At 53.1% G+C, this 14,933-nt stretch carries 11 protein-coding genes; 3 read left to right on the top strand and 8 right to left on the bottom strand.

The features are described 5' to 3' along the window. Nucleotides 1–8 precede the first annotated feature (8 nt). The 6 genes from ACYX4K_RS08735 to ACYX4K_RS08760 all read right to left on the bottom strand — a co-directional run bounded on the left by ACYX4K_RS08735 (nucleotide 9) and on the right by ACYX4K_RS08760 (nucleotide 5,287). On the bottom strand, nucleotides 9–1,004 hold the full coding sequence (locus tag ACYX4K_RS08735) for a hypothetical protein (RefSeq protein WP_475092504.1): 996 nt from the start codon (nucleotides 1,002–1,004) through the stop codon (nucleotides 9–11). A 539-nt stretch (nucleotides 1,005–1,543) separates the two neighbouring features. Beyond that, on the bottom strand, nucleotides 1,544–1,810 hold the full coding sequence (locus ACYX4K_RS08740) for a hypothetical protein (RefSeq protein WP_475092503.1): 267 nt from the start codon (nucleotides 1,808–1,810) through the stop codon (nucleotides 1,544–1,546). 19 nt (nucleotides 1,811–1,829) lie between these two features. Continuing rightward, the gene (locus ACYX4K_RS08745) at nucleotides 1,830–3,503 is read right to left on the bottom strand and encodes an arylsulfatase (protein ID WP_475092502.1); all 1,674 of its coding nucleotides are present in this window, start codon (nucleotides 3,501–3,503) and stop codon (nucleotides 1,830–1,832) included. Between the two features lie 33 nt (nucleotides 3,504–3,536). After that, nucleotides 3,537–3,686: a hypothetical protein gene (locus ACYX4K_RS08750; RefSeq protein WP_475092501.1), complete on the bottom strand. Its 150-nt coding sequence runs from the start codon at nucleotides 3,684–3,686 to the stop codon at nucleotides 3,537–3,539. A 46-nt stretch (nucleotides 3,687–3,732) separates the two neighbouring features. Further along, entirely contained in the window at nucleotides 3,733–3,939 is a 207-nt protein-coding gene (locus ACYX4K_RS08755) for a DUF4437 domain-containing protein (RefSeq protein WP_476178825.1), read from the bottom strand. A 313-nt stretch (nucleotides 3,940–4,252) separates the two neighbouring features. Further along, nucleotides 4,253–5,287, bottom strand: coding sequence for a LysR family transcriptional regulator (locus ACYX4K_RS08760; protein WP_476178675.1), 1,035 nt, complete (start codon nucleotides 5,285–5,287; stop codon nucleotides 4,253–4,255). Between the two features lie 26 nt (nucleotides 5,288–5,313). Between ACYX4K_RS08760 and ACYX4K_RS08765 the strand changes: the two genes are divergently transcribed. Together ACYX4K_RS08765 and ACYX4K_RS08770 are read left to right on the top strand one after the other, a co-directional pair. Beyond that, complete coding sequence (locus ACYX4K_RS08765) at nucleotides 5,314–6,477, top strand: efflux RND transporter periplasmic adaptor subunit (RefSeq protein ID WP_475092499.1); 1,164 nt, start codon at nucleotides 5,314–5,316, stop codon at nucleotides 6,475–6,477. A 7-nt stretch (nucleotides 6,478–6,484) separates the two neighbouring features. Continuing rightward, nucleotides 6,485–9,613: an efflux RND transporter permease subunit gene (locus ACYX4K_RS08770; RefSeq protein WP_475092498.1), complete on the top strand. Its 3,129-nt coding sequence runs from the start codon at nucleotides 6,485–6,487 to the stop codon at nucleotides 9,611–9,613. 248 nt (nucleotides 9,614–9,861) lie between these two features. On the opposite strand, the gene guaA is transcribed toward ACYX4K_RS08770, so the two are convergent. Continuing rightward, nucleotides 9,862–11,439, bottom strand: a complete 1,578-nt coding sequence (gene guaA / locus ACYX4K_RS08775) for a glutamine-hydrolyzing GMP synthase (protein WP_475092497.1) — start codon at nucleotides 11,437–11,439, stop codon at nucleotides 9,862–9,864. Nucleotides 11,440–11,578: 139 nt separating this feature from the next. Further along, nucleotides 11,579–13,063 carry an IMP dehydrogenase gene (gene guaB, locus ACYX4K_RS08780; RefSeq protein ID WP_475092496.1) on the bottom strand — a complete coding sequence of 495 codons (1,485 nt, stop codon included), beginning with the start codon at nucleotides 13,061–13,063 and terminating at the stop codon, nucleotides 11,579–11,581. Between the two features lie 160 nt (nucleotides 13,064–13,223). Between guaB and xseA the strand changes: the two genes are divergently transcribed. After that, nucleotides 13,224–14,579 (top strand): exodeoxyribonuclease VII large subunit, encoded by a 1,356-nt coding sequence (gene xseA / locus ACYX4K_RS08785; RefSeq protein ID WP_475092495.1) that lies wholly within the window; start codon nucleotides 13,224–13,226, stop codon nucleotides 14,577–14,579. The last annotated feature ends 354 nt before the right edge of the window (nucleotides 14,580–14,933 follow it).

Consider the following 14,933-nt stretch of genomic DNA (forward strand, 5'->3'; position numbering starts at 1 on the left):
CTGTATGTTTATTCTGTCAACCGCGCATAATGCAGGAAAGAAGATATGTTGTGCTGTATGTAGTCGATTCTGACCTCCCTGTCCCTGCGGTCCCCACCACCTCGCACAAAACTACCGTCCGGCAGATAGAACTTCATTTGCTCAAGCAAATTTCCCTGCACCCGCTCTTTGGCCGCGCGGATCAATGCATAGTCGGGGGCATTTCCATGGTCCATGCGTAAAAAGGCAAGCAAACCCTCGGATCGGCAGGCGGTGGGTGTACTGCGTTGCCACGTTATATATCGAGGGTTGGAGATTATCTCTCGAGCGATTTTCGCAGCATGATTATAAATATGCAGAGAATTATGATGACGCTGTAGCTTCTCCAGGGAATACAGCATCCAGTGAGAATGCTCTTTGACACCATAGTCCTGATTCGCTAACTCAACCTCGACCGACTTCACTTCTTGCAGGATTTCAGAGTTTCCCGTCACTTCATAGCAAGAAATTAACGCCAGCAACGCCTCCCCGACGTAATAGTCTGAAGTGAACGCCGATATTTTCCCAGACCGAAAATATCGCTTGTGTACGAAGTCTCCATGCTCACGCCTTTGCTCCAGCATGAAATCACAAAGCCGTTCTGCAACCGTGAGTAGGAAGCTGTCCTCGGTCAGCCTGTACACCTGCAACAGTGCCAGCGCCGACAACGCATTCCCCCCGAGCTTTATCTTATTGTCTTCACAGATACATGCCCCTCGTACACGCCTGTAAAACCGGAGATATCCATCCAATAAAAATGCGGTAGCGCGTTCCGCGCTTGCGAGCAGTGCCGGGTCCCGGGTTGTACTGTAAACATCCAGCATCGCCCAGATAGTGCCAGCATGGCGGAGTACGTTATACCCAGACAGGTCTTCACCAGACTCGGAGTCGTAACGATAGCGGAACTTGCCGTTCAATCCTGTAAGCTGCGCCAGACGTAAAGCGCCCGACTGCGCAACAGTATGGGCATCAATACTTACAGGCATAAAATGCGCCTTCCAAAGCCATGGATCACTCCTTGAGAGTCAGTAGCGCCAGTTTACAAATTAAATTAGCAAAGAAGCGCCGCGGCGCAACCGTGGGACTGAACTTATGGCTTTGAATTAAACTCAAGTGTAGCATTTAACACTTATTGGCCATCGGTCATGGGAGGGGCACCACCACGATCGATCCGTGCTTTACCGTGCAGGATACCGATGGAAAATACGGTTTATAAACCAAAAAACCCAATGAAAATATGGGATTTTCTTGCAATTAATCAATGGCTAAGCGCAGCAATTATCGACTGAGCAATTACTCTTACTCTATTGTAAATAACCACATTTTTTAACTTATTGAAAAATAGTTAAAATAACGACTCGCCACTAACACTATGAAAATACCATGCATGAGAGTTTTGTAAAAAAAATTCTTCAACTCATCTAGACACACGCTCTCGATACGAGGTATTCGAAACTTCACAGGGTGAATTTGACGCCTCAGGAAGCCAGAGTAAAGTCTGCTAGAAATTCTACTCTTTAACTGACTACTTGACGGGGAAACTTACGGCGTGGATCACGCGCGCTTCCAATATCTGGCGTGCGGTCAGGGCCGCAAGCCTTGTGGCGGCGGCGCCTCCAAAGCTTACGATTGTCTGATTTTTTACCAGGTAGTCGGCGAACGAGGCGACGTATCCCGCATTGGCTTTTACATGCCCTGGAGAATTGACCATGCCGAAGTTATCCACGCCGCCTGCTTTGTGCAGCAGGTATACTTTCCTGCTCTTTTCTTCTCGGGGTTTTGCTTGATTCAATCGCTCCGCCCGGCCGCTCCTATTTTTTCGGCGTCGGGTTCACCGGCTTTACCAGTTTGAAAGGAGAGGTCGGTTCGATCACGTTGTTTTCCTGGGCGTAGGTGGTATAGGCCTGCTGTAGCTGCTGATGGAGGTCGGGATGCTGTGCGGACCGATTGATGTTTTCTCCCGGGTCTTCCTTGAGGTTGTAGAGTTTCCAGGAGCCGTCGCCACTGGGTGCGGGTTGCTGCACCAGCTTCCATTCATCCATGACGACGGCCTTGGCATTCCACAGTTCCGCGCCGATGGGCTGTCCTGCGTGTACGGACAATTCTGCATTCTTTAACGCTACGCGCAGGGAAATTCCGCTGACGGAATGTACGGTCCGACCGTGCAGCGTTCCGAGATGATCCGGGATGCCTGCCAGTTCCATCAGGGTCGGCAGGATATCGCGGACGGTAGCGGGGTGGGTATAGCGTGCCGCCTGCTCCCCGCCTGCGGGATTGACAATGATCAGCGGCGAACGCATGCCGCCTTCCGTAACCTGACCTTTGAACCCCTGGTGTGCGGCTTCCCCGGTGTGGGCCCATCCGCGGCCATACGACACAAAGGAGTTTGGATGTCCGATGTTTTCGAGTCGGTTGTCGAACGAACTGGTCCACTTTTCAAAGGCCGGAGCAACGGCTTTAAATTCCAGCCCGTCGGCCCCGTTGTCCGAGAGAAACACAACAACCGTATTTTCGAGTTGCCCGCTATTTTTCAATGCATTCAGGATCCGCCCGATATTGGCATCCATATTGTGCACCATGGCGGCGTAGACCTCCATAATGCGCTGACTGCGCGCACGCTCCCCCACTGAAAGGCTATCCCATGCCGGTGCGGAGCCCGCCGGCTGCACTGCGTTTTCGGGGACGATGCCAGTGTTTTTCAATGCTTGGAATCGCTGTGCCCGGATGACGTCATAGCCGGCCTCATAGTTTCCGCGCTGCGCCCGGATATCGTCGGCCGGGGCCTGCAGTGGCCAGTGGGGGGCGGTGAAGGCGAGGTAGCCGAGGAACGGCCGGTCGGAATCACCTTCTTCGATGAAATTAATCATGCTGTTGGTGAAATAATCGGACGAATAGAAATCGTCCGGCAGCTCCTTCACCAGTTCTCCGTTTTGGCGATAGTACGCAACCGTGCGGTAGACATCCTGGCCGACACGGTCCGCAAAATGACTGGCACCGCCGGCGAGCAGGGAAAAGGTTTTCTGAAATCCGCGCGCATAGGGGCTCTGATCGTACTCCATGCCGAGATGCCATTTCCCGGCCATATACGTCTGATAGCCGGCCGCACTGAAGATTTCCGCGATGCTTGCCACATCCCGATTAAGGTAGCCTTCATAGCCGGGCCTGCCCGCCTGCTGCGGGTCCATCGTCTCCTCCATATTGCCGAGACCGGCAAGATGGTGGTCCACGCCGGTCAGCAGCATCGAGCGTGTCGGCGAGCAGGTGGGCGCTGTATAGAAGCGCGTGAAAAGAGTACCCTGTTCCGCCAGCCGGTCAATGTTCGGCGTTTGGATTTCGCTGCCCAGCACGCCGATGTCGGAGTAGCCCATATCGTCCGCCACGATCAGGAGAACGTTCAGGGCCGCGCCCTTGACCGGTGTTTTGCCGCCGGCCAAGACTGTAAAGACTACAATGCAGACACTAAGTGTGAGTAGAGTCGTTTTCATTAAAGTGGTCCTCAACATCATAGCGGTTCCGCCTCACGGGTTGACCTCATGTTTGCCGTCGGTGCGGACATAAAGTACGATTTCGGCTGCAGTTTCAATTTCCAGAGAAGCGGGGCCGAAGGCTTCGATACCGATACCGGGCAGCAGCCCCTTGTCTTCGTATTCTAGCTGACCTCTTATCATTACCGCGCGGTAGGTGGAGCAGCTTCTTTCGATGGCGTCTTAAAAGTCATCGGGAGAGTTTGATGAAAGTGCCGTTCAGTCCATCGGTGTCACCCAAGAGGAAGGCCAACTGCGCGCCGTCTTCATCCACCCAGGCAATATCCGAAAGCATTGAGCCAGACGATGTTCTGTTCATCGACGTGACCGGCCTCTCGCCACTGTCGAAATGATCTTCTTCCGGCAGCACGAGGTAGGGCCCTTTTTCAATTTCAATGTAGACCTACGAGGCTTGCCTCTCTGCGGCTGTAATATGCACTTCGCCTTTCGTCTGGTTCCAGAACCGAACCGCCCCCGGTTTCGGGGCCAGATCGCCGCGCTGTGGATTGAGGTGGGTCCAGTCGACTTCGGCACACGATTTATGGAATTGAAATTCGATCTCTACCTAAAGTCAGGTAATACGATGAGAATCGCCATTAATAATGCAGAATATCCTATTAACAAGATTTGTAAGTAACCCCTGAAACGTGGGAACTCTAAAGCTCACGATCCGGTCTGGCACGAACCTCCAAAATTCAAGTCAATTCAACTTAGTACATTCTCTCAAAGTTCGGGATATACGTTTCCCAGATTGGTATCCCGTCACCGATATATTCGCATACAGCGTCAAGAAACAGTCTTGTCCTCGCAGGCATATCACGGTGAGGGTAAGCGGCATACATTGCGCCATATTCCATCAGCTTGATATCAGTCAATATCGGGATCAGCGCTCCGTCAGCAATTTCGTGCTCCAGTATAAAGCTCGGCGCTGCAAAGTACGCAGTTCCCGACAATGCCTTCTTTACAAGAGCTTCCCCATCATTGGCGCGAAAAACGCTTTTTACCTTTTGCTCACAACGCTCTCCCATCTCATTAAAGTAGAAAAGGCTCTGAATTCGTGTATTGCTGCTAATAAACATGGTCGCAGGCAAATCTGAAAGCTCCTGCATGCTTTTCGGCTCGCCATACGTCTGCAAAAAACTGGGGGCTGCAGCTATTACAACTCTGTTTCTAGCAATTTTTCGAGCGATAATTGATGAGTCCTTGGGCTTCCCCACACGAAACGCGATATCGTAGCCTTCGGAAATAATGTCTGTGACCCTGGAATCCATGCGTAATTCCACATCGACTTGAGGAAAGCGCTTCTGGAACTCATTGATTACCGGTTGCAGGTATCGACGCCCAATAAGTGGAGCTGCGGCTATGCGCAAAACACCGCGAGGCTCAGAGTGGAAATTTTCTGCAGTTTTAACTGTATCCTGCATCAAGAATCGTAACTCTTTCGCTTTCTTTTCCATCTCTGCGCCTGCCGCGGTCAGAGAAAACGAGCGAGTTGTCCTGTTAAGCAGACGCACACCCAAGTCTTCCTCCAGCTTGCTAAGTTGCTTTGAAATGACCGAGCGGTCTATATTTCGGAGCTCCGCCGCCCGTATAAAAGACCCCTGTTCGATCACTTCCAGAAACATCAGAAGCCGGCTCGCAGTATCCATATTGATCTCGACCTGACAAGATTTTGGTGCCGTATCGGCACCATAGAGTTTTGAAATATACCGTTTTTCGGCACCGCACACACCTATACCATGCACCGATCTTTACCCATCAGAGAACTGCGGTGAAAAACTTTAGCCTGGCAATTATCCTTCAGACCCTGCTGGCAACCCTCGCCGGGTGCCAGAAGGTCCCTGAACCACTCTCAGCTACAACCTCACTGCCAGTGGAGGTTGCCGAAGTTCTGGTCAAACCTTTGCAAGAGTGGCACACCTATACAACACGACTCGAAGCATCAGAGCATGTGATGCTTACACCTAGAGTATCCGGTGTCATTGAGAATGTTGAGTTTATCGAAGGAGAACATGTCAACGCCGGAGATGTATTGTTTACCATCGACCCACGACCCTTCAGCGCACAACTATCCAATGTTCAAGCGCAAACCGAGAGAGTCAAATTTGCGCTTAGCCAAGCCAGGAGTGAAAGTAATAGAGCAGCCGAGTTGTTCAAGCAAAAAGCTATATCTACCGAAGAAGTCGAGGCACGCAAATCCATTCTTCTTCAGAAAGAAGCCGAACTGAAGGCGCTTCAAGCTCAACTCCAGGCCGTTAAACTAGACCTCGAGTTTACATCCGTAACTGCTCCGATCAATGGCGTAGTATCCAGAGCAAATATTACGAAGGGCAATTATGTTACTGCCGGAGTGACAGTGCTGACGACGATTGTCTCGAATGAAAAAACTTTTGCCTACATTGATGTTAACGAACGAACCTGGAACCAAAATTTTAGTGGCAAGCTTGTTCGCGGACGTCACGAAGTCTTGTTGCAAAGATTGTCCGATGACTCCTTCTCTCACTCCGGACATATCGATTTTATTGACAACAAGATCAACCCGGAAACTGGCACCATACGAGTTCGCGCCGCCTTCGAGCAGAGCAAAGGTCAGTTGAAATCTGGAGCGTTTGCTCGGGTAAAAGTCGCGACGGGCGATCCAGAAAACAGAATAATCGTTCCAGAGCGTGCGATCGGTACGGACCTTAATACAAGATACGTCCTCACTCTGACCGATTCAAACCGGCTTGAACGACAGCCCGTGATGCTTGGTCAGCGCTACGGCAATTTACGCGAGGTAGTATCAGGGCTTTCGCCAGAGGATATTATCGCAGTCAATGGGCCGGGACGCAGTCAACTGGCAAGCGAAATAGCCCCCAAGTTCGTGCATATCAATGTGAACCCCACGCTGTTTGCAATGCCCGATAGCCCACCCGCTGTAGTGGCAAAAAGGTAGAATAGAGATGCAGTGGACTCAATTCTTTATCTACCGCCCCATTCTTTCTGGGATGCTGTCGTTAGCACTTCTCATTATGGGGCTAATTGCTGTTTTTCAACTTCCCATCAGCGAATATCCCGAAGTGGTGCCTCCAACCGTTGTCGTTACTACCTCATATCCCGGTGCAAACCCCACAGTCATTGCTGAAACCGTGGCAACACCATTAGAGCAGGAAATGAATGGCATTGAGAATATGCTCTACTATTCCTCACTTGCAACAAGTGACGGCCAGTTAACGCTCGTCGTAACCTTTGCTCTTGGAACAGACCTCGATCAGGCGCAGGTCCAAGTTCAAAACCGTGTAAATAACGCACTACCGCGCTTACCCGCTACAGTACAGCAACGGGGAGTTACTGCCGAGAAGTCATCTCCAAACCTTGCCATGGGTATCCAACTTTACTCTCCCGAAAGTAAACAAGATGTTAGCTACCTTGCGAATTATGCGGATCAGTATGTTATTGATGAACTGAAGCGGCTACCCGGGGTCGGCGATACCATGCTTAATGGTGGCTCCAGGTTTGCCATGCGTGTGTGGCTAAACCCTGACGAAATGGCTTCGCGAGATTTATCTGCGAACGATGTAATTTCTGCACTCGAAGCGCAGAACCGCCAGGTCGCTGCCGGCTCGTTGGGCGGGCAGCCATCCTCGAGCGACAATCCATTTCAGGTACTTCTCAATGTTAAAGGTCGCCTGCAAAGCATTGAAGAGTTTGAGCGTGTAGTACTCAAAGTTGGCGAGGAGGGTGAGCTGGTACGGCTAGGCGACGTTGCCAGAATAGAGCTTGGCCAGGAAAACTATGCTTTGAGAGCCATGCTGGATGGCGAGCCAGCCATCGGCTTACCGGTTTTCCAACGTCCAGGGTCGAATGCGATCCAGTTATCCAAAGACGTACGTTCGACCATGGCCCGCTTAGCCGAGAGTTTTCCCGATGGAATGGAGTACAACATTGCATACGATCCAACGCTGTTCGTACGGGAGTCAATTGATGCAGTTAAACATACATTATTCGAAGCAATCGTCCTTGTAGTCATCGTTGTCGTATTGTTTCTGCAGACTTGGCGTGCGTCCGTAATTCCTCTAATTGCGGTGCCAGTTTCTCTTGTGGGCACTTTTGCAGTTATGCACCTAATGGGCTTGTCGCTAAATACGCTAACCCTGTTCGGGCTAATACTGGCAATCGGGATTGTTGTCGATGATGCAATTGTGGTTGTTGAGAACGTTGAAAGAAATATTTCTGAGGGGCTGAGCCCATTGGAAGCGACAAAAACTGCGATGCGCGAGGTAACGGGCCCAATCATTGCCATTGCCCTGGTTCTTTGCGCGGTCTTCATCCCTACAGCCTTCATCAGTGGCCTATCAGGACAATTTTACAAGCAGTTTGCGTTGACAATTACAATATCTACACTGATATCGGCCTTCAACTCACTAACACTGTCGCCGGCGCTCTCTGCAATTCTACTTAAACCCCATGGGGCCCCGCCAGACAGATTAACGCGATTTATCGATTCAATCTTCGGTAAATGGGTATTCTCGCCATTCCAAAGATTTTTCGAATTTTTGTCTTTGCTCTATGAACGGTACATACAGACAATAGTGCGTAGAAAGGCGATTCTTTTCGGCGCCTACCTTCTACTTCTAATTCTGACGTTAGCGGTTTCTGTACACATTCCCGGTGGTTTTATACCGAAACAGGACAAACAGTATTTGATTGCGATTGCGCAACTCCCAGATGCTGCAAGCCTGGACAGAACCGAAGCCGTAGCTAAGAAAATGCAGGATATCGCATTAGGAATACCTGGGGTCCGCAATACAATTGCCTTCCCAGGCCGGTCAATCAATGGTCCCAGTAATAGTCCAAACAACGCCATCGTGTTTGTACCCTTGGAGGATTTTGACCAACGTACAGGTCCTGAAATGACTGCGACCAACATTGCCAGCATCTTGAATAAAGAGTACAGAAAAATTGATGAAGCCTACGTAACAGTGCTGAATCCTCCACCAATAGCCGGCCTCGGGTCCGCTGGAGGATTCAAATTACAACTGCAGGATCGAGGAGGCTTGGGGTTTGTTGAGCTATTTAACGCACTGCAACATACCATTGATGAAGCGAAAGATGATCCGGCGCTGGCAGGACTATATTCGAGCTTTCGTATTCAGGTTCCGCAAATGAGTATCGATATCGATCGTGAGCAGGCTTTGATCCAAGGTATTACCTTGGATGAGGTATTCACTACCCTACAGGTGTACCTGGGATCCACCTATGTGAATGATATTAATCTGTTTGGGCGCACCTATCAGGTGAATGTACAGGCCGATGCGCCTTTTCGCTCTCGGAAAGAGCAAATTCTCAGCTTGGAAGTCCGCAATGCCGCTGGGGACATGTTTCCCCTAGGCTCGGTGCTCAGTGTATCACCAGCGATCGGACCAGATCGAATACAACATTACAACGGTTACATAACAGCAGAGCTTACCGGCGGACCTGCCCCTGGGTACAGCTCTGACCAGGCACAATCAGCCATAGAGAACGTATTACAATCCACGCTTCCAAAAGGCATAGACTACGAGTGGACTGATGTTGTTTTTCAGCAAAAGCTTGCTGGGAATACGATGGTGTACATTTTTCCTCTAATCGTTTTGTTGGTCTTTATGGTATTGGCCGCGCAGTATGAAAGCTTTCGGCTGCCTTTCTCCATTATTCTGATTGTGCCCATGACAATACTTTCTGCCCTAACAGGTGTAATGTTGTTTGGTGGCGACAATAATATGTTTACTCAGATTGCTTTGGTTGTTCTCGTAGCATTAGCGTCAAAGAATGCCATTTTGCTCGTGGAATTTGCTCGAGACAAAAATGCGCTGGGTGCGTCCCAGCTAGAAGCAATCAAAGCTGCATGTCGCTTGCGGTTACGCCCCATTCTAATGACTTCGATTGCATTTACTGCGGGTGTCCTGCCATTGGTCGTCGCGAGTGGCGCTGGGTCTGAGTTGAGACAGGCACTGGGGATTGCCGTATTTTCGGGCATGGTAGGTGTAACGGCCTTTGGCCTGGTTCTCACGCCTTTGTTTTACCTTCTATTTGCGAAGAAGCGGGGATAAGTATCACAGTCGTTCAACGAAGTGCCTAATTGGGGCAAATTTTTCTGGTGCGATGAAAGTCCGCTATGTGGCGATTTGCGACCTTGGCCACCACCGCCAGTTAATGCCCGCTTTTGAAAAAGCGGGCATTTGAGTTACACGTGACCGTACACTGACATTCAGACCAGATCTGGGATATTACAAATCAGGCATTCAGATGAAATGACTGCTGTTGCTGGCCAGTGCCAGTCAATACCTGCGGATACCTGTCACTCCCACTCAATCGTCGCCGGCGGCTTGCTGGAGACGTCGTAAGCCACCCGCGAGATGTGCTCGATTTCATTGATGATGCGGTTGGAAACCTTCTCGATCAGATCGTAGGGCAGGTGCGCCCAGCGCGCGGTCATAAAGTCCACGGTTTCCACGGCACGCAGTGCCACCACGTATTCGTAGCGGCGGCCGTCGCCGACAACACCCACGGATTTCACCGGCAGGAACACCACGAACGCCTGACTGGTTTTGTGGTACCAATCCGCGTTGTGCAGTTCTTCGATAAAGATGGCATCCGCTTCGCGCAGAATATCCGCGTATTCCTTTTTTACTTCGCCGAGAATACGCACACCCAGGCCCGGACCCGGGAAGGGGTGACGGTAGACCATGTCGTAGGGCAGGCCCAGCTCCAGGCCGATCTTGCGCACTTCGTCCTTGAACAGTTCGCGCAGGGGCTCTACCAGCTCAAAGGCCATATCTTCCGGCAGGCCGCCCACGTTGTGGTGAGACTTGATCACATGTGCTTTGCCGGTCTTTGCGGCGGCAGATTCGATCACGTCCGGGTAGATAGTACCCTGGGCCAGGAACTTCACATCTTTCAGCTTGGTCGCCTCCTGGTCGAAGATTTCGATAAAGGTGTTACCGATAATCTTGCGCTTGGCTTCCGGCTCATCTTCACCGGCGAGGCGAGACAGAAACTCATCTTCCGCATCGGCGCGGATCACACGCACGCCCATATTGTCGGCGAACATCTGCATGACCTGATCGCCCTCATTCTTGCGCAACAGGCCGTTGTCCACGAATACACAGGTCAGCTGATCGCCAATGGCCTTGTGCAGCAGCGCTGCAACCACGGAGCTGTCGACGCCACCGGACAGGCCCAGCAGAACCTTGTTGCCGCCAACCTGCTCGCGCACCTTGGCGATGGAGTCTTCGATAATGTTTGCCGGAGTCCACAGCTTTTCACAGCCACACAGCTGCATCACAAAGTGTTCGTAGATGCGGTTGCCCTGCAGAGTGTGGGTTACTTCCGGGTGGAACTGCACACCGAAGAAATTCTTTTCCGCGTTGTACATACCGGCAATCGGGCAGGACGATGTGGAAGCCATCAGCTCGAAGCCTTCCGGCATCTTCACCACTTTATCGCCGTGGCTCATCCACACGTCCAGCAGCGCGCTGCCGGCATCGTCCAGATGGTCCTTGATGTCGTGCAACAGTGCAGATTCGCCTTCCACCTTTACCTGCGCGTATCCAAACTCGCGCACGTTACTACCTTCAACCGCACCGCCCAATTGATGCGCCATGGTCTGCATGCCGTAGCAGATACCCAGTACCGGCACACCCAGTTCAAACACCGCCTGCGGTGCACGTGGAGAACCTTCTTCCGGTACGGACTCGGGACCACCGGCGAGGATAATACCCTTGGGGTTGTACTCGCGGATTTCCTCGTCGCTCATATCGAACGCGCGAATCTCGGAGAACACACCCAGTTCACGTACGCGACGGGCAATCAGCTGGGTGTACTGGGAGCCGAAGTCGAGGATCAGGATTCGGCTGGAATGGATGTCTTGGCTCATGGCTTACTCGTAGGGGTTAATAAACGGCAAACGGACCCTGAGAGGTCCGTTTGCGGTTCACTTGAATAGTGCACTTCTATTTTTCAGAAAACATTCCGCGCGGCTTTGGTTCGCGAATGGAACATTACGCAAATGAAAATTAACGACCACCCACCGGGTAGTTCGGCGCTTCCTTGGTGATCTGCACGTCGTGAACGTGAGACTCGCCCATGCCAGCGGCGGTAACACGCACAAACTGTGGTTTGGTACGCATGGTTTCCATATCGACGCTGCCGGTATAGCCCATGGCTGAACGCAGGCCGCCCATCATCTGGTGCACGATGGCAGAAATCGGGCCCTTGTAAGGAACGCGACCTTCGATACCTTCCGGCACCAGTTTCTCGGCGCCCTTGCTGGCATCCTGGAAATAGCGGTCGGAAGAACCCTGGGTGCGGGACATGGCGCCGAGAGAGCCCATACCGCGGTAGGATTTGTAAGTACGCCCTTGGTAAAGCTCGACTTCACCGGGCGCCTCTTCGGTACCCGCCAGCATGGAGCCCATCATTACCGAGTAGGCACCGGCCACGATGGCTTTGGAAATATCACCGGAGAAGCGGATACCGCCATCGGCAATCAGCGGTACACCGGTACCTTCCAGCGCCTTCGCCACTTCCGCGATCGCGGAAATCTGTGGTACACCGATACCGGTCACGATACGGGTAGTACAGATGGAACCGGGGCCAATACCAACTTTTACGGCGTCGGCACCGGCTTCCATCAGCGCGGTGGCCGCCTCACCGGTGGCAATGTTGCCGCCGATCACGTCGACCTGCGGATGCATTTCTTTAATGCGGCGCACACGATCGATTACGTTCTTACTGTGGCCGTGGGCAGTATCCACTACCAGCACATCGACACCGGCTTCCACCAGCGCCGCGACACGGTCGTCGGTATCCGGACTGGTACCTACGGAAGCACCAACGCGCAGGCGGCCATCGGCGTCTTTGCAGGAGTTGGGGTACTGCTCCGCCTTGTTGTAATCCTTGACGGTAATCAGGCCGCGCAGCTCGAACTTGTCGTTGACCACCAGCACTTTTTCAATGCGGTGTTTGTGCAGCAACTCACGCACCTCTTCCGGAGCGGCACCCTCGTCGCAGGTGACCAGACGCTCTTTAGACGTCATGATCTTGGCGACAGGGATATCCAGATTGGTCTGGAAGCGCACGTCGCGGCTCGTTACGATGCCGACCAGGTCACCCTTTTCCATCACCGGTACACCGGAGATATTGTGGTGGCTGGTCAGTGCGATCAGCTCGCGTACAGTGGCGTCGGATTCGATGGTAATCGGGTCTTTTACAACACCCGCTTCGAATTTCTTGACCGCGCGTACCGCAAGCGCCTGTTCCTCAATGGACATGCTCTTGTGGATGATGCCGATACCGCCTTCCTGAGCCAGGGCAATGGCCAGGCGCGACTCGGTCACGGTATCCATAGCAGCGGACACCAGCGGAATATTCAGGGTGATATTGCGAGACAGTTTTGTCTTCAGGGAAACGTCTTTGGCCGTGACCTCGGAATAACCGGGCACAAGGAGGACGTCGTCAAAAGTGAGGGCTTCGCGTGCAATACGCAGAGATTCAGACATGGACACTCAAACCTCTAGGGAGCGGGATTGGGTATCGGCGCGATTATAGCCGCAACCCGCCCCGAAACAAAAGCCTATTTCTACAGGAATGGCAAAACTCTTTACGTGAACCCTCATCCTTGCAATATTGCCCGCCCAACCCAGCCCAGTTGAGACGTAAATGCTAAATACTCCCCCCGGCACACCCAATCCACTCCCCACCGACGGCCGTCCAGTCATGTCCGTCAGCGAACTGAATCGGGAAGTGAAGCAGCTGTTAGAGGGTAATGTGCCGCTGTTATGGGTCGGTGGCGAGATTTCCAACTTTGCCGCGCCCAGCTCCGGACACTGGTATTTCACGCTCAAGGACGCCCGCGCCCAGGTGCGCTGCGCCATGTTCCGTGGGCGCAACCGCAGCGTACGCTTCCAGCCCGGTAACGGTCGCGAGGTCCTGGCGCGGGCACGGGTGAGCCTTTACGAAGGACGCGGCGAGTTCCAGCTGATCATCGAGCATCTGGAAGAAGCGGGCTTCGGGGCACTGATGCGCCAGCTGGAGATGCTGAAAGCGAAATTGCAGGCCGAAGGCCTGTTCGATCTCGCGCGCAAGAAACCCCTGCCCTACCTGCCAACTACCATCGGCATTATTACCTCTCCCACCGGCGCGGCGGTGCGGGACATGATCCAAGTACTGGGACGCCGTTACCCGGCCGCGAACATAGAGCTGATTCCGGTGTCGGTCCAGGGACAGGGGGCGGCCCAACAGATCGCTGACGCCATTACCATGGCGGGGCGGCTGCAGCGCCACGACCTGTTGATCGTGGGTCGCGGCGGAGGGTCACTGGAGGACCTGTGGTCCTTTAACGAAGAAATTGTGGCACGCGCGTTGGCAGCCTGCCCGATTCCGACAATTTCCGCGGTGGGACACGAAACGGATACCACCATTGCCGACCTGGTGGCAGATGTACGCGCACCGACGCCGTCCGCCGCCGCCGAGATCGCCAGTGCCAATGCAGCCGCACTGCGTGAGGAAATCGAGGGGTATCGCTGGCGAATGGCCCGCGCAATAGAAATTCAGCTGCGCCACCAGCGGCAGCAAATCCAGCTGGTAAGTAATCGTATCCGCCACCCCAGGGAGCAACTGCAAAACCACGCGCAGCGATTGGACCACCTGGAAATGCGCCTGAAGGCAGCCGTGCGCACTCGCTCCCAGTCTCAGGCCCAGCGACTGACACAGCTGGAACGCGCCCTGCATCAGGTGCACCCCCGCCAGAGAATTGCGGTTGCGCAAACCCAGCTGACGCAGCAGGCCCAGCGCCTGTACAAGTCAGTAGAGGCGCTGTTGCAACACAAGAAAGAGCAGGCCGCCTATTCCGGCCAGCTGCTAAACAGCGTCAGCCCCCTGGCCGTGCTCGATCGCGGCTACGCCATTCTGCTTGATGAGAACCAGCGGGTCATTCGACAGCCGGAGGATGTGAAACCCGGCGAGCCGATCACCGCGAAACTGAGCCGTGGGCAGATTTCTGCCCGGGTCGAATAACCGGGCGCAACTTCTCCCTTTCCCTTTTCCCGCCCGGCAGATTGAAAACACCAATTCAGCTGCCGGCACATTAGCATTACGGGCCATGCGATTTTGAAATTGCGGAGCTGCCCATGCCATTGCAAGCCGACACCCCTCGCCTGCACTCTTGCCTGCTGCACCTACTCTTGCTTTGTACACTCGCCATTGTTGGCTGCGACAAGGATCCCACAGCCCCTCAAGTGGACACTAAAGCAGAAGCCCAGCAAGAAAAATCCCCATCTGCCGAGCGGAGGTATAGCAGCGGTCCGTTCGAAAACTATATTGAGAAAGGTGATCTGGACGCCTTGAAAAAACGAGGCTCTATTCGCTTTG

The sequence above is a fragment of the Microbulbifer sp. ABF4_107 genome (assembly GCF_056312215.1).